Origin of the sequence: Nocardia noduli (assembly GCF_019038455.1) — a bacterium.
Taxonomy (GTDB): domain Bacteria; phylum Actinomycetota; class Actinomycetes; order Mycobacteriales; family Mycobacteriaceae; genus Nocardia; species Nocardia noduli.
Map to the genome: position 1 here is coordinate 1 of NZ_JAFMPL010000078.1, position 14,666 is coordinate 14,666.

General features: G+C 67.1%; 16 protein-coding genes. 7 read left to right on the forward strand and 9 right to left on the reverse strand.

Features of this window, described 5'->3' with window-relative positions:
• Nucleotides 1-60 precede the first annotated feature (60 nt).
• The 4 genes from JZ792_RS29720 to mca form a co-directional block, all read right to left on the reverse strand.
• Nucleotides 61-621, reverse strand: coding sequence for a TIGR03086 family metal-binding protein (locus tag JZ792_RS29720; protein WP_216915674.1), 561 nt, complete (start codon nt 619-621; stop codon nt 61-63).
• 130 nt (nt 622-751) lie between these two features.
• Nucleotides 752-1,087: a hypothetical protein gene (locus JZ792_RS29725; RefSeq protein ID WP_216915676.1), complete on the reverse strand. Its 336-nt coding sequence runs from the start codon at nt 1,085-1,087 to the stop codon at nt 752-754.
• Between the two features lie 78 nt (nt 1,088-1,165).
• On the reverse strand, nt 1,166-1,444 hold the full coding sequence (locus JZ792_RS29730) for a hypothetical protein (RefSeq protein WP_216915678.1): 279 nt from the start codon (nt 1,442-1,444) through the stop codon (nt 1,166-1,168).
• Complete coding sequence (gene mca / locus JZ792_RS29735) at nt 1,444-2,310, reverse strand: mycothiol conjugate amidase Mca (RefSeq protein ID WP_216915740.1); 867 nt, start codon at nt 2,308-2,310, stop codon at nt 1,444-1,446. The genes JZ792_RS29730 and mca overlap by 1 nt, the downstream gene beginning before the upstream one ends.
• A gap of 122 nt (nt 2,311-2,432) precedes the next feature.
• Here mca and JZ792_RS29740 point away from each other — a divergent pair, with 122 nt between their 5' ends.
• A complete protein-coding gene (locus tag JZ792_RS29740) occupies nt 2,433-2,915 on the forward strand; it encodes a DUF4307 domain-containing protein (RefSeq protein ID WP_216915680.1) in 483 nt (160 codons plus the stop codon).
• Nucleotides 2,916-3,221: 306 nt separating this feature from the next.
• Nucleotides 3,222-3,716 (forward strand): transcription elongation factor GreA, encoded by a 495-nt coding sequence (gene greA, locus JZ792_RS29745; RefSeq protein WP_109527882.1) that lies wholly within the window; start codon nt 3,222-3,224, stop codon nt 3,714-3,716.
• Nucleotides 3,717-3,798: 82 nt separating this feature from the next.
• Here greA and JZ792_RS29750 read toward each other — a convergent pair whose 3' ends face one another.
• Nucleotides 3,799-4,944, reverse strand: a complete 1,146-nt coding sequence (locus JZ792_RS29750; RefSeq protein ID WP_216915682.1) for a cystathionine gamma-synthase — start codon at nt 4,942-4,944, stop codon at nt 3,799-3,801.
• 129 nt (nt 4,945-5,073) lie between these two features.
• On the opposite strand from JZ792_RS29750, the gene JZ792_RS29755 reads away from it, so the two are divergent.
• Entirely contained in the window at nt 5,074-6,237 is a 1,164-nt protein-coding gene (locus JZ792_RS29755; RefSeq protein WP_216915684.1) for an acyl-CoA dehydrogenase family protein, read from the forward strand.
• A 10-nt stretch (nt 6,238-6,247) separates the two neighbouring features.
• On the opposite strand, the gene JZ792_RS29760 is transcribed toward JZ792_RS29755, so the two are convergent.
• Together JZ792_RS29760 and JZ792_RS29765 are read right to left on the reverse strand one after the other, a co-directional pair.
• The gene (locus tag JZ792_RS29760; RefSeq protein ID WP_308165506.1) at nt 6,248-7,114 is read right to left on the reverse strand and encodes a mechanosensitive ion channel family protein; all 867 of its coding nucleotides are present in this window, start codon (nt 7,112-7,114) and stop codon (nt 6,248-6,250) included.
• 355 nt (nt 7,115-7,469) lie between these two features.
• A complete protein-coding gene (locus tag JZ792_RS29765; RefSeq protein WP_216915688.1) occupies nt 7,470-8,861 on the reverse strand; it encodes a cystathionine beta-synthase in 1,392 nt (463 codons plus the stop codon).
• A gap of 185 nt (nt 8,862-9,046) precedes the next feature.
• Here JZ792_RS29765 and JZ792_RS29770 point away from each other — a divergent pair, with 185 nt between their 5' ends.
• The 4 genes from JZ792_RS29770 (at nt 9,047) to JZ792_RS29785 (ending at nt 12,319) form a co-directional block, all read left to right on the forward strand.
• Nucleotides 9,047-9,508 carry a hypothetical protein gene (locus JZ792_RS29770; protein WP_216915690.1) on the forward strand — a complete coding sequence of 154 codons (462 nt, stop codon included), beginning with the start codon at nt 9,047-9,049 and terminating at the stop codon, nt 9,506-9,508.
• 156 nt (nt 9,509-9,664) lie between these two features.
• The gene (locus JZ792_RS29775; RefSeq protein ID WP_216915742.1) at nt 9,665-10,618 is read left to right on the forward strand and encodes an SGNH/GDSL hydrolase family protein; all 954 of its coding nucleotides are present in this window, start codon (nt 9,665-9,667) and stop codon (nt 10,616-10,618) included.
• 22 nt (nt 10,619-10,640) lie between these two features.
• On the forward strand, nt 10,641-11,861 hold the full coding sequence (locus JZ792_RS29780) for an acetyl-CoA C-acetyltransferase (protein ID WP_216915692.1): 1,221 nt from the start codon (nt 10,641-10,643) through the stop codon (nt 11,859-11,861).
• A gap of 110 nt (nt 11,862-11,971) precedes the next feature.
• Nucleotides 11,972-12,319, forward strand: coding sequence for a DoxX family protein (locus tag JZ792_RS29785; RefSeq protein ID WP_216915694.1), 348 nt, complete (start codon nt 11,972-11,974; stop codon nt 12,317-12,319).
• 73 nt (nt 12,320-12,392) lie between these two features.
• Here the strand turns inward: JZ792_RS29785 and JZ792_RS29790 are convergent, their stop codons facing one another.
• Nucleotides 12,393-13,247, reverse strand: a complete 855-nt coding sequence (locus JZ792_RS29790; protein WP_216915696.1) for a Bax inhibitor-1/YccA family protein — start codon at nt 13,245-13,247, stop codon at nt 12,393-12,395.
• A 128-nt stretch (nt 13,248-13,375) separates the two neighbouring features.
• Nucleotides 13,376-14,527, reverse strand: coding sequence for a class I SAM-dependent methyltransferase (locus tag JZ792_RS29795; RefSeq protein WP_308165507.1), 1,152 nt, complete (start codon nt 14,525-14,527; stop codon nt 13,376-13,378).
• Between the last annotated feature and the right edge of the window lie 139 nt (nt 14,528-14,666).

Here is a 14,666-nt window from a genome sequence, read left to right on the forward strand (position 1 = left end):
CCCCACCCGTGGATGCGTCCTCCCCTTGCCGCACCCCGCAACCGGGGAGGTCCGAAGTCGCTAGACGGTGCGGCCGAGGTAGGCCATCAGTCGAAGGTGGGCCGGTGCGTCCGGGGAGATCGCGACCTCGGGTCCGAACATGCCGGGTTTGCGGAAGGTCTCGACGCCGCCGGCTTCGGCCATGGCGGCGAGCAGTTCCGCGCTGAGATCGTCGTCGGCGAGATCGGGGCGATCGATGGCGATCGCGAGATCGAGGCCGTGCACGACCACCTCGGTGAGGTGGACCAGCGCGGCCTCCGGCGCTGTCGCCGTACCGATCGGGAGATTCACCTCCGACCACGGCACGTCGAGGCGGCCCCATGCGGCGCGGTCGATTTCGGCCGCGGCCGCGTAGGCCACCTGCGGGTCCGCGCCCAGCCAATCGTCGTACGCCCCGACCGGATCGGTTCCGGCCAGCTCCGCCGCGAACAGCCGCATACCACCCACCAGGTGGTTGAGCACCGCGCGCACGTCCCATTTCGCGCACGGCGTGGCCGCCGACAATCGGCCGTCCTCGATCGCGTCGACGATCGTGCCGGTCATGTCGAGGGCACGGTCGATCCGGCCGATCACAGTCTGCATGGACTTCCTTAGCTAGGGCGAACACAGAATTGGTAGCACGGCGGTGTGACATCCGATCGGCATACGCTACTCAGGAGTACCCGCCCGGAGCCACGATGAAAACGTGACGGGAGACTCCGAGCGATCGTCGTCACGCGGTGAGGAACGCGGCGAACAACAGGACCGTCGCGACGACGTGGGTCGCCATCGCGACCGCGGTGACGCGCGCTCTGTGCGGTGGACGCAACGTCTGCGGTAGGAGCGCGGCGGCGAGCAAGCCGGTCGGAACGGAGAAGATCGTGCCGAAGATCAGGCCGTAACCGTGCGGGTCGACGACGGGGTCGGTGGCGAGCCGGTAGGTGACCACCAAGCCGACGCACCTGGCCCACAACGCGAGAGCGGCGAGGCCGAGTACGCCCGCCACGACCCGCGCGACGAGTCGCCACCGACCGTCCCCGAACCCGCGCGACGATCCCCGATTCCCCACCTACCCAGAATGCCATGCCGCAGACGCGGCGACCACGTCGACGGCATTGCACCGCAAGGAGATTCGGGCGACCGCCCGTCAGCTCGATTGCGCGCGCTTGTCCGAACCCTGCACCGGCTCACCGGCTTCGGATTGCTTGATGATCCCCGGTTCGGTCCCCTCGTCCGCCTCCTGATCCGGCTCCGGATGTTCGGGTTCGAAGGTGGGCGGCAGATTCTTCAGGTGCCGGTTCATCGAACGCACGAGCAGGACGGTGCCGACGAGCAGAATGAGCACGATCGCGAGGCCGAGTGGTGAGGCCTTGCCGAATTCGGGGCCCGTCGGCGTGCCGGGGGTTTGGGCGAGAAGAGCGAGCATCACCGGTCCGCGTCCTCGATCCCCGCGAACAGATCGTGTTCGGGCAGCGCGGTGCTGACCCTGGTCTTGGCCAATTCGAATTCCTCGGTCGGCCACAACCGCTGCTGGAGTTCGATCGGGATCGCGAAGAACGCGCCGTTCGGATCGATCTGGGTGGCATGCGAGCGCAGCGCGTCGTCACGTTGGTGGAAGTACTTGCCGCATTCGATCTGGGTGGTGACCCTGACCATCTTGTCGCCGCGACCGTCCTGGTACTGCCGCACGCGGTCCAGCCATTCCTGCAACGGGAAGGGCTCGCCGATGCGCTCGTACTCCGCGGCGAAGACCTCCATCCGCTTCAGGCTGAAACCGTGGTCGTAGTAGAGCTTGAGCGGCGTCCACGGCGCGCCCGCGTCGGGGAACCGTTCGGGATCGCCCGCCGCCTCGAAGGCCTCCACCGAGACCTCGTGGCATCGGATGTGATCCGGATGCGGGTAGCCGCCGTTCTCGTCGTAGGTGGTGATCACATGCGGCTTGAATTCGCGGATCACGCGCACCAGCGCCTCGGTCGACTCCTCGAGCGGGACCAGCGCGAAACAACCGTCGGGCAGCGGCGGCAGCGGATCGCCCTCGGGTAATCCGGAGTCGACGAAACCCAGCCAGGTCTGGCGCACGCCGAGCGCCCGCGCGGCGGCGGCCATCTCCTCTCGCCGGATCTCCACGATCCGGTCGAGCACACCCGGGGTGTCCATCGCCGGGTTGAGGATGCTGCCACGTTCGCCGCCGGTCAACGTCACGATGAGGACTTCGTGTCCCTCGTCGGCGTAACGGGCGGTGGTTGCGGCACCCTTGCTGGATTCGTCGTCTGGGTGGGCATGCACCGCCATGAGGCGAAGGCCACTCACGTCTCGTTCACCGTCGCTCTCGGTCGCGGGTGTCGGGTCTTCATTCCCTATAGTTTCATTCGACCTACTTTTGTTCCGACGTGCCCCCCGGGAGCGAGAAGTCCATGAACGAGCCCCAGCCCGAAACCACCGGCGACGTGTCCGCCGATGGCGCGGCGGCGGCTCGTCGCGCCGACCGCTACGGCACCCGTGACCGACGCGACGCGCCCGGGATTCGCAGGCGCTGGATTCCCGCGACGTTGATCGCGATCGTGCTGGTCGCGGGCCTGGGAATCGCCTTTCTCGGCTTCCAGAAGTACGGTCCGGACGATATCGACGCCGAACAACTCGGCTACACCCTCGTCGACGATTCGACCCTGTCGATCCGGCTGAAGGTGACCCGCGACGACCCGTCGCGCCCCGCGGTCTGTTTCGTCCGGGCGATGGATCGCGACGGAGCCGAGGTCGGCCGGAGAGAGGTGCTCATCACACCGTCGGACAGCGGAACGGTCGAATTGACGACGATCGTCCGTTCCTCGGCCCGGCCATCGGCGGGCAACATATACGGATGTAGCGATCGGGTGCCCGAGTATCTGCGGGCGAGCTGAAAACATCTCCCGACTCGGGAATTATCGGCGTGTTTGTCGGCAAAATGAACTCCGACCTGCGTGTTTATGATTCATGCTAAAATGGCGTGATACACGGTTCCGGGGCTCGGAGCCGTGTTTGCTGCATTGGCGGCCAGCGCTGTGAGTTCCGGGTTTTCGGGTTTGCCCGCAACTTCACCTGTCGGGGTTCGATGAACTTCCCAGGATTGGCTCTAGCCGTCGGCTGGTGCATGCCCTCCTCCGGGTGGGGGCGCCGGTATCAGGGAATCCCGGTCCGCCGGGAACAACTACTAGGGAGTGATCGAGATGACCGAGACGCAAGTGACCTGGCTGACCCCGGAGTCGCACGACAGGCTCAAGGGCGAACTCGACGCGCTCATTGCCAACCGTCCCGTCATCGCCGCCGAGATCAACGAGCGCCGGGAAGAGGGCGACCTCAAGGAGAACGGTGGCTACCACGCCGCGCGCGAGGAGCAGGGCCAGCAGGAGGCGCGTATCCGCCAGCTGCAGGAACTGCTGAACAACGCGAAGGTCGGCGTCGCGCCGACCAAGGCGGGCGTCGCACTCCCCGGCTCGGTCGTGAAGGTCTACTACGACGGCGACGAGTCCGACACCGAGACATTCCTCATCGCGACCCGCGAGGAGGGCGTGAACGACTCCAAACTGGAGACGTACTCGCCGAACTCCCCGCTCGGCGGCGCGCTCATCGATGCCAAGGTCGGCGAGACCCGGGAATACACGCTGCCCAACGGCAATACGATGAAGGTCACGCTGATCAGCGCGGAGCCCTACCACAGCTGATCCCTGCGTCACGAAACCCGAACAGAAACGGCCGCACCCGAGCACGGGAGCGGCCGTTCTGTATGTGCTCGGTCTGTTGTACTCAGCCGGCGAGCGCCCGTTCCACATCGGTGAGCAGATCGCCGATGTCCTCGATGCCGACCGAAAGTCGAACCAGATCGGCGGGCACTTCCAGCTCCGAGCCCTCAGTCGAGGCGTGGGTCATCGCGGCCGGATGCTCGATCAGCGATTCCACGCCGCCGAGCGATTCGGCGAGGGTGAAGATCGTGGTGCGCGAGCAGAAATCGTGCGCGGCCGCGCGGCCACCGTGCAGGCGCACCGAGATCATGCCGCCGAAACGGCGCATCTGCTTGTCCGCGACGAGATGGCCGGGATGTTCCGGCAGGCCCGGGTAGATGACCTGGGAGATCGCCGGGTGCCGGGTGAGGTATTCGGCCAGGGCCTCGGCGTTGTCGCAGTGACGTTCCATCCGCAGCGCGAGAGTTTTGGTGCCGCGGATGGTGAGGTAGGCGTCGAAGGGGCCGGGAACGGCGCCCGCGCCGTTCTGCAGGAAACCGAACGCGGCGTCGAGTTCGGGATCGTTGGTGATCAGCGCGCCGCCGACGACATCGGAATGCCCACCGAGGTATTTGGTGGTGGAGTGGGTGACCACATCCGCGCCGAGTAGCAGCGGCTGCTGTAGGTACGGCGTGGCGAAGGTGTTGTCCACCACCAGTTTCGCGCCCGCGATGTGGGCGACCTCGGCCAGCGCCGGGATATCGCCGATGCTGAGCAGCGGGTTGGTCGGTGTCTCGATCCAGACCAGTTTGGTGTTGGGGCGGATCGCGGCGCGCATCTCGTCGACGTTGAAGACGTGGGCGGGCGAATGCTCGATCCCCCACTGACTGAAGACCTTGTCGATCAGCCGGAAGGTGCCGCCGTAGGCGTCGTCGGGGATGACGATGTGGTCGCCGGGGCGCAGCATCGCGCGCAGCGCACAGTCGGTGGCCGCCATGCCCGAGCCGAACGCGCGCCCGTAGGCGCCCGACTCGAGGGCGGCGAGGTTGGCCTCGAGGGCGGTGCGCGTCGGATTGCCGGTTCGGCCGTATTCGAAGCCGCCGCGCAATCCGCCCACTCCGTCCTGGGCGAACGTCGAACTCGCGTAAATGGGCACGTTCACCGCACCGGTCTGTGGATCAGGATCGAATCCGGCGTGCACTGCCCGTGTGGAGAATCCCAGCTCGGTCATATCCCCAGACTAGAGGGAGGCAATCGCGGGCAACCGCGCGCCCGGTGGTATGGCCGAGTCCGAATATGCACGTCGGCACCCGTTTGTGACGACGGTCTCGCCGCGCGGGCGGCCGATTAGGCTGAGTTCATGGTGACTGTCGACGAACTCTTCGCAACCGACGCCCTGCTGTCCGAGGAGGAGCGCGAGATCAGGGATACCGTCGCCGCGTTCGCGGCCAGGCGACTGCGCCCGCATATCGCGGACTGGTTCGAGGCGGGCACTTTTCCCGCCCGTGAGATAGCGCCGCAACTCGGCAAACTCGGTCTGCTCGGCATGCATCTCGAGGGATACGGATGCGCGGGTATGTCGGCGACCGCCTACGGCCTGGCCTGCCAGGAACTGGAGGCGGTGGATTCGGGGGTGCGCAGCATGGTCTCGGTCCAGGGTTCGCTGGCCATGACGGCCATCCACCTGTTCGGTTCGGAGGAACAGAAACAGCATTGGCTGCCCGGTATGGCGGCGGGCGAGACGATCGGCTGTTTCGGGCTGACCGAACCGGATTTCGGATCCAACCCCGGCGGCATGCGCACCCGTGCCGAGCGCGACGGCGACGACTGGGTGCTCAACGGATCGAAGATGTGGATCACCAACGGCTCGGTCGCCGATATCGCGGTGATCTGGGCGCGGACCGACGAGAGGATCCGCGGATTCCTGGTTCCGACGGACACACCCGGTTTCACCGCCCGTGAGATGCATCGCAAATTGTCGCTGCGCGCCTCGATCACCGCCGAACTCGACCTCGACGACGTCCGGTTGCCCGCCGACGCGATCCTGCCCGCGTCGGCGGGCCTGGGTTCGCCGCTCGCCTGCCTGAGCGAAGCGCGGTTCGGCATCATCTTCGGCGCGCTCGGCGCGGCCAGGGACTGCCTCGACGCCACCATCGAATACACCCGCACGCGCGAGGTCTTCGAGAAGCCGCTCGCCTCCTACCAGCTCACACAGGCCAAACTCGCGGATATGGCGTTGGAACTCGGCAAAGGGCAATTGCTCGCGCTGCATATCGGCAGGCTCAAGGATCGCCACGAAGTCAAGGCCGAGCAGATCAGCGCGGGAAAATTGAACAGCACGAGGGAGGCGATCAAAATCGCCCGTGAATGCCGCACCCTTCTCGGCGCGAACGGCATCACGCTCGACTATCCGGTTCTGCGGCACGCCAACAATCTGGAATCGGTACTCACCTACGAGGGCACGGCGGAAGTGCACCAACTTGTTCTCGGCAAAGCGCTGACCGACGCGGACGCGTTTCGCTGACGTTCGAATCTCAGCGAATCTCACCCGGATCGTCGAAGTAGTAGTCGTCGTCCTTGGTGTACCCGCCCGGACCGTAGCCGCCGCGCATCGGTTCCCGTGCCCACTGCTGCTGGGCGCGGGTGGCCCGGTCGTCCATCCACAGTTGTTCCCGGGCGGCGTCGTCGCGACCGCGCCGATAGGTCTCGGCACGCCCTTTGACCACGGGCATCTCCTCTTCCAGGCCGGTGAGCCAGTCCTCCCAGCGCCGCTGCATAGGGCGGATCAGACCGCCACCGACACCGACCACGATGACGCCGCCGACGGTGGCGAGCACCGTGACGAGTATCGGCAGCGTCACCGAGGTGGCCACACCGATCTGGTTCAGGGCGGCGACGATGCCGATGCCCCAGACGAATACCGCGGCGATCCGCCCCATCATCGGCCCGTACGACAGGCCGCCGAGCACGTTGGCGACCATGTCGCGCACCCCGTGCGCGATGGCTCCCGCGACGACGACGATGACGATCGCCACCGCGGCGCGCGGCAGCCAGGCGACGATACGGTCGATCGTCGCGCTGACCGGATTCGGACCGAATATCCCGAAACCGAGTTGCAGGGCGATCAGCACAATCGCGAAATACGCCAGTCTTGCCAACAGATCCGAGGCGTCGTAACGGCTGCGTGCCAACATATCCCCGATACCGCCGCGCTCGACCAGCCGATCGAATCCGACCCGGGCCAGGACACGGCGCACGATCGCCGCGACGACCCTGGCGATGGTCCAGCCTCCGAGCAGAATCGCCAGGAATCCCGCCACGGCGGGAACGAACGTCGCGACCGAACTCCACGCGTCCGTCAGCCCCTGCTCGAAATCGATAGCCGAACTGGAGGTATACACGGCCCGTCCCTTCGCTACCCGATACGCCAGGGCCGGTGCCGTGGCTGTTCCCGAGCCGGTTATACCTCGGGTCATCATCGAAACAGCGAGTTTGCGAATTATTTGCTGGCGCGTCGCGAATAATCGTTCGCCGCCGCACCCGCGACAGCGAATTTCGGCCTGGACGGCGGACGCACACCGGATTTCGAACGCACCGTGGACATAGCTCCGTCAGGCGCCGATCGGATAGCCGGCTCGGAAAGCGAGCCTCGAGTCGGCCTCGGCGGCGATCCGGTCCCACTCGTCATCGAGTGCCATGATGTCGTGCACCGCCGCGCCGAAGATCGTGAGATCCCGATCGAATCGCGGCCCCGGGTCAGCGACCGATGGAACCGGTGCTGAGGAAACCGAGCAGGTCGTGGCGGGTGATGACGCCGACCGGTTTGCCGTCCTCGACCACCATGAGCGCGTCGGTGTCGGACAGCGCCTTGGTGGCGGCGGAGATGGGTTCGCCGGATCCGATCAACGGGAACGACGGGCTCATGTGTTCGGCCACCGAATCCGTCAGGTGCGCACGGCCTTCGAATACCGCCGACAGCAGATCCCGCTCGGTGACGCTGCCCGCGACCTCGCCCGCCATCACCGGCGGTTCCGCGCCGACCACAGGCATCTGCGAGACACCGTATTCGCGCAGGATCTCGATGGCGTCGCGCAGGGTCTCCGACGGGTGGGTGTGCACCAGATCCGGCAGCGCGCCGGACTTTCCGCGCAGCACGTCACCGACCAGGGGCTCGGCGATGCTGCCGTCGAGCCGGGTGCGCAGGAAGCCGTAGGAACTCATCCACTCGTCGTTGAAGATCTTCGACAGGTAACCGCGGCCGCCGTCGGGCAGCAGCACGACCACGACGGCGTCGGGATCACGACGGGCCACCTCGATGGCGGCGACGACCGCCATACCGCAGGAACCACCGACGAGCAGTCCCTCCTCGCGGGCCAGCCGTCGGGTCATGTCGAACGAATCGGCGTCCGACACCGCGATGATCTCGTCGGGGATCGCGGGATCGTAGGCCGAGGGCCAGAAATCCTCGCCGACGCCTTCGACCAGATACGGCCTGCCGGTGCCTCCGGAATACACCGACCCCTCCGGATCGGCGCCGATGACCTTCACCGTGCCACCCGACACCTCCTTGAGGTATCGACCGGTGCCGGTGATGGTGCCGCCGGTGCCGACACCGGCGACGAAGTGGGTGATCTTCCCTTCGGTGTCGCGCCAGATCTCCGGGCCGGTGGTCTCGTAGTGGCTGTCCGGACCGCCGGGATTGGAGTACTGGTCCGGCTTCCAGGCGCCGTCGATCTCGCGCACCAGCCGATCCGAAACGCTGTAGTAGCTGTCCGGGTGGTCCGGCGGAACGGCGGTCGGGCAGACCACGACCTCGGCGCCGTAGGCGCGCAGCACATTGCGCTTGTCCTCGGAGACCTTGTCCGGGCAGACGAATACGCATTTGTAGCCGCGCTGCTGCGCGACCAGGGCCAGTCCGACACCGGTATTACCCGAGGTCGGTTCGACGATCGTGCCGCCGGGACCGAGTTCGCCCGACTTCTCGGCCGCCTCGATCATCTTCACCGCGATCCGGTCCTTGGAACTTCCGCCAGGATTGAGGTATTCGATCTTGGCGGCCACCAGCCCGGCGTTCGGCCCGACGACAGAGTTCAACCGGACCAGGGGCGTGTTGCCGATGAGGTCCACGACGTGATCCGCGATGCGCATAGCTCCATCGTTGCAGAACGCCGCGCGGTGCTCGCATCGACGGCCCTCTACGCGGCTTCCCGGCATCGCGACGACCCATGACGCGCTGGCCGGGAAGCCACAGTGTGAATTCCGGCACGACGGGGCGAAATCGATGCGGGGCGAGTCGCACGCGGAGCCGGTCGCCGGGCCTAGGATCGGGAAATATGAGGCAGCCCAACATCGTCCGAGCCGCCACCGTTCTGGTGTGCGCGGCAATGGCCGCGGTCGTCGGATCCGGCGCGCAGGCCAGTGCGGCGACAGTCCCGTTCCCCCAGGTACCGACGCTCGCGCACGGCGGTCTGTGCTGGACGAGTATCGAGACCTGGGCCGATACCAGCGCCGACTGGCCGGGCCGGGCCATCCTCAATGTGCGGGCGACCCCGGTCTCCGGCGTCGGTCCCGGTCTCTACCCGTTCGCCCCGCTGTGCGAGGTGCGCGCCTTCGTGGCCTGGCGCAATCTCGATACCGGCGCGATCGGCGTGTACGAGAACAATGTGGTGACCGGTATCTACGGCAGCATCCTCTACGCGCTGTTCCAGGACACCGGCCCGGGCCGCGTCGAGGTCGCGATCACCACCGATTCCGCGAACGTTCCCGCCAAGGCCACCTTCACCGTCCCCGGCTGAGATCGCCGGGGAGTTCGTGGCCGCCGGTGAACCCTGACGACCTGGGCAGGCCCGGCAGCGCGACCCGTCGGGTACGCGCCCGGGTGACCGGCGGCGGAAGCGGGATCGACGTCGTCGTGCGCGGAGCCACTACTATTCGTAGTCGTGGCACCTCGGATGAGCAGGCGTACCGCCGCGGTGACGGGTATGGCCACCGTACTGGCCGGATCCAGCGCGGGTACCGCGTCGTGGGCCGCGTATCGACTTCTCATGGCACAGGCGGGCGCGGCGCGCGGGGTCATCGGACGCGACACCTCCAAACCGCCGGAGGCCGACGGTGTCTACACCGCGGGCTGCGAGTCACCCGAGCTGTGGCGGCCGGGTAAGCCGGTCGATGTGCACCTGATGATCTTCGGCGATTCCACCGCGGCCGGACTCGGGTGCGCGGACTGCGAGGAAGTGCCGGGCGTGCGGATCGCGCGCGGATTGGCCGAGGCCACGGGAATGAGCATCAGGCTCAGCACCAAGGCGATCTGCGGCGCCACCTCCAAGGGTCTGTCCGGTCAGGTCGACGCGATGTTCGTCGCGGGTCCGCCGCCGGACGCCGCGGTCATCTTCGTCGGCGCGAACGACGTCACCAAGAAGCATTCGATCTCCGCCTCGGCGCATCGGCTCGGCGCCGCGGTGGCCAGGCTGCACGACGCGGGTGCGGTCGTCGTCGTCGGCACCTGCCCGGATCTGGGGACGGTCGCCGCGATACCGCAGCCGCTGCGCACCATCGTGCACAACTGGAGCGTGCGGCTGGCGAAGGCGCAATTCGGGGTCAGCGCCGACGCCGGTGCCCACCCGGTGCCGATGGGCGACCTCGGTCCGCAATTCCTCACTTCGCCGGACCGGCTCTTCGCCGCCGACGGCTTCCACCCCTCCGCCGACGGCTACGCGTTGGCCGCGGGGCATATTCTGCCGGTCCTGGTGACGGCACTCGCGCAGCGACGGGCGGAGTCACCGCAGGCCCGTTCGGCCGAACGACGTGGCATCACCGCGCGGCTGCGCGGACTCGTCGAATCTCCGGGGTGGCGGGTGCGCCGCTCGGCTAATTTGGTACACATAGAGTCGCCAGTACAAAACTGAGCAGAAGCACAAAGGAGCCCTCATGCCCGAGGCAGTTATCGTTTCGACCGCTCGCTCCCCCATCGGCCGCGCCATGAAGGGTTCGTTGGTCGACATCCGGCCCGATGATCTCACCGCCCAGATCATTCGCGCGGCCTTGGACAAGGTGCCCGCGCTCGATCCGACCCAGATCGACGACCTGATCCTCGGCTGTGGCTCGCCCGCGGGCGAGCAGGGCTTCGGCATCGCCCGCAACGTCGCCGTCCAGCTCGGCTACGACACCGTGCCCGGCACGACCGTGCAGCGCTACTGCGCGTCCTCGTTGCAGACCACGCGGATGGCGTTCCACGCGATCAAGGCGGGCGAGGGCCACATCTTCATCTCCGCGGGCGTGGAAACCGTCTCGCGCTACAAGAACGGCTCCGCCGACGGCTGGCCGAACACCAAGAACCCGGTGTTCGACGAAGCTCAGGCCAGGACCGTCGAAACCGCCAAGGGCGGCGCGGGCATCTGGCACGACCCGCGCGAGGACGGCCTGCTCCCCGACCCCTACATCGCCATGGGCCAGACCGCGGAGAATGTCGCCAGCTTCACCGGCATCACCCGCGAGGACCAGGACCGTTGGGGCGTTCGTTCGCAGAACCGCGCCGAGGCGGCCATCAATGCGGGCTTCTTCGAACGTGAGATCACCCCGGTCACGCTGCCCGACGGCACCGTGGTCTCCACCGACGACGGCCCGCGCGCCGGTGTCACCTACGAGGCGGTCAGCCAGCTGAAGCCGGTGTTCCGTCCCGACGGCACCGTCACCGCCGGTAACTGCTGTCCGCTCAACGACGGCGCTGCGGCGCTGGTCATCATGAGCGACACCAAGGCGGCCGAACTCGGCCTGACCCCGCTGGCCCGGATCGTCTCCACCGGCGTCTCCGGCCTGTCGCCGGAGATCATGGGCCTCGGCCCGATCGAGGCCGTCAAGAACGCCCTCGCGCTCGCGGGCAAGACGGTCGACGATATCGACCTGTTCGAGATCAACGAGGCGTTCGCGGTGCAGGTGCTCGGCTCCGCGCGCGAACTGAAGATCGACGAGGACAAGCTGAACGTCTCCGGCGGCGCCATCGCCCTCGGCCACCCGTTCGGCATGACCGGCGCGCGCATCGCCACCACGCTGATCAACAACCTCCAGACCCACGACAAGCAGTTCGGCGTGGAGACCATGTGCGTCGGCGGCGGGCAGGGCATGGCGCTGGTCATCGAGCGCCTGAGCTGACACTCGCGCGGCCGCCGCACAGGCGGCGGTGAACCCGTCCGGACGGCTCCCTATCCCCGCGATAGGGAGCCGTTCGTCGTTCGGGCACAAGGAGAGCTCGGGAGGCCGCCATGCACACCGCCTACGTCATCGTCACCGTTCTCGCCGCCGCCTGGGTCGGCTTCTCGGCGTTGTCGCTGTTGCGGCGGGCCGAGTTCGTGGTCGGCCCGCTGGTCGAATACGGCGTCCCCGAATCGTGGTGGACCCCGCTCGGGCTGGCGAAGGGCGCGGGCGCGCTCGGCCTGATCGTCGGACTGTGGGTGCCGGTGATCGGGCTTGCGGCGGCGATCGGCATCGTCGCGTACTTCCTCGGCGCGATCGTCACCATTGTGCGGGCGCGGGCCTACGGGCACGTCCCGTTCCCGCTGCTGTACCTGATCCCGGTCGCGGTCGCCGCGACGCTCGGTATCGCCGCCTGATCCGGCACACGCGAAAGGGCGGCCGCGTCGGCGACCGCCCTTCTCGTCTCCGTGCGGCCGGGGCCGCGTGGAACTAGTCGTTGTTGAAGTAGCTCAGCAGTCGCAGGATCTCGACGTAGAGCCAGACCAGGGTGACGGTCAGGCCGAGGGCGACGCCCCAGGCCGCCTTCTCCGGCGCCTGCGCGCGGATCAGCTGGTCAGCGGCGTCGAAGTCGAGCAGGAAGCTGAACGCGGCGATGGCGATGCAGACCAGGCTGAAGATGATGGCGAGCGTGCCGCCGTCACGCAGTCCGAGACCGCCGGAGATGAAGAAACTCGCGATCAGGTTGCCGAGGGCGAGCACGACGACGCCGATCAGCGCGCCGACGATCATCCGGGTGAAACGCGGGGTGACCCGGATCGCGCCGGTCTTGTAGACGACCAGCATGCCCGCGAAGACACCGAACGTACCGAGTACGGCCTGGCCGATCAGCGCGCTACCGCCGACGCCGCCGAATTCGACATCGGTGAACATGAACGACAGCGCACCGAGGAACAGGCCCTCGGCGACCGCGTAGGACAGGACGATGGCGGGGTTGTCCATCTTGTTCGCGAAGGTGGCGATCAGCACGAGAACCAGGCCGACCAAGCCGCCGACGATGACGAACAGCGGGGCGAGCGAGGTGTTCGCGTTGGTGAGGCCGTAGGAGATGATCGCCGAGACGATCAGCACACCCAGGGTGATGCCGGTCTTGGTGACGACATCGTCGATGGTCATCGACCGGGTGGCCGGGGCCTGCTGATAGGGCTGCTGCTGGTAGGGCTGCTGGCCGTACTGGTTGCCGACCTGGCCGGCACCCGCAACCCCGGACCCGAAGTTGGCGTACCCACCGCCAACGCCTTCTTGGCGGGGCAAATTACGGAAAACCGGATTGCTGGAGGTGCGCACCGCGGATGCCTTTCTGGAGTCGTTGCCGCTGTCTGTCGAGCCGAATACTCGATATCCAACTGCTTGTTCCAACGTCTGTCATCCCCAACGAGTTCCTCGGCCGATCGATGAGGCGGACAATTCGGACTCTACCGCTGTTGCACATCGTGCAGACCACGGACCGATCGCGTCACCGTGAACTTCCGATTCCGGCCGACGACGTCGGTGGAACCGACGATACGTTCCACCACACCCCGGTAGTTCAGGTGCGAGTTGTACACCGCCCAGAGTTCGCCGCCGGGACGCAGGACGCGGCCGGTCTCGGTGAACATCTTGATCGCCGAACCGGTGTGCACGGCGGCGCCGACATGGAAGGGCGGATTGCACACGACCAGATCGGCGCTGTTGTCCGCGGCCGACGACATCGCGTCGTCGCGGACCACGGTCACCCGGTCGACCATGTCGTTGGCCGCGACGGTCGCCCGGGCCGAGGCCACCGCGGCCGCGGACTGGTCGGTGCCGACCACCCGCAGGGCCGGGCGCGCCTTGGCGAGCGCGACCGCCAGGATGCCCGTACCGCAACCGAGGTCGATCGCGTCGCGGGCGTCCGGTTTCATCCACTTCAGGTGTTCGAGCAGGAATCGGGTGCCGATATCCAGGCGCGGACCGGAGAAGGCCGCACCGTGCGCGACCACGTCGATGTCGAAATCCTCCAGCCGGTCCTGCACCGGGAATCGCGGCTCCCCCACCGGCTTCGGCCCCGTGACGAGCAGCGTGCGCGACTTCTGCCGCCCCCGGCTCGCTCTGACCTCCGAAAAGGACTGGGCCAGCATGTCGTTCATCGACTTCGTCAGATACTTGTCACGGCCGCCCGCGACCACGGTCACCGAGGGATCGGCGTAGCGCGCGATGGCGTCGGCGATCTCGGCGAGTCCGGCCAGCGCGCGCGGCAGGCGCAGCAACACCACCTCGACACCGCCGAGCAACTGCTCGCCGAGGGGATACGCCGCGTATCGATCGGCGAGACCGAGGGCGCGGGCGTTGTTGGCCAGGGCGAGTTCACCGGTCAGCAGATCCTGGTGGACGCGAATACCGCGCAGATCGTGTCCGACGACCACCCCGAGTGTGAGCGCGCCGTAGCTGTCCCCGATAATCGCTACCTTCCCGCTACCGGAGGAGCCGATGGCTTCGGCGGCGACGTCGAGGATCAGCCGATCCGCCGCATCGACGGCATAGAGGTTCTGCGCCTCCACATCCGGATAGCGGCGTAATCGGGCTAGCACGTCCTCGAGATCTCCCACACCGTCAAGTGTGCTAGATCGTTGCCGAATAGTCGCGTTTGGGCCGATATTTCTTCTCCCCCGCATCCCACGATTCGAGACGATGACCGTGAATTCCACCGGCACAGTATATTTCGTGCCGACATGCCGCGACTTCACG

Excerpts from the sequence above, each read along its gene's own strand:
- JZ792_RS29720 (WP_216915674.1), bottom strand. The coding sequence starts at position 621 with ATGCAGACTGTGATCGGCCGGATCGACCGTGCCCTCGACATGACCGGC.
- JZ792_RS29730 (WP_216915678.1), bottom strand. The coding sequence starts at position 1,444 with ATGCTCGCTCTTCTCGCCCAAACCCCCGGCACGCCGACGGGCCCCGAA.
- mca (WP_216915740.1), bottom strand. The coding sequence starts at position 2,310 with ATGGCGGTGCATGCCCACCCAGACGACGAATCCAGCAAGGGTGCCGCA.
- JZ792_RS29740 (WP_216915680.1), top strand. The coding sequence starts at position 2,433 with ATGAACGAGCCCCAGCCCGAAACCACCGGCGACGTGTCCGCCGATGGC.
- greA (WP_109527882.1), top strand. The coding sequence starts at position 3,222 with ATGACCGAGACGCAAGTGACCTGGCTGACCCCGGAGTCGCACGACAGG.
- JZ792_RS29750 (WP_216915682.1), bottom strand. The coding sequence starts at position 4,944 with ATGACCGAGCTGGGATTCTCCACACGGGCAGTGCACGCCGGATTCGAT.
- JZ792_RS29755 (WP_216915684.1), top strand. The coding sequence starts at position 5,074 with ATGGTGACTGTCGACGAACTCTTCGCAACCGACGCCCTGCTGTCCGAG.
- JZ792_RS29765 (WP_216915688.1), bottom strand. The coding sequence starts at position 8,861 with ATGCGCATCGCGGATCACGTCGTGGACCTCATCGGCAACACGCCCCTG.
- JZ792_RS29770 (WP_216915690.1), top strand. The coding sequence starts at position 9,047 with ATGAGGCAGCCCAACATCGTCCGAGCCGCCACCGTTCTGGTGTGCGCG.
- JZ792_RS29775 (WP_216915742.1), top strand. The coding sequence starts at position 9,665 with ATGAGCAGGCGTACCGCCGCGGTGACGGGTATGGCCACCGTACTGGCC.
- JZ792_RS29780 (WP_216915692.1), top strand. The coding sequence starts at position 10,641 with ATGCCCGAGGCAGTTATCGTTTCGACCGCTCGCTCCCCCATCGGCCGC.
- JZ792_RS29785 (WP_216915694.1), top strand. The coding sequence starts at position 11,972 with ATGCACACCGCCTACGTCATCGTCACCGTTCTCGCCGCCGCCTGGGTC.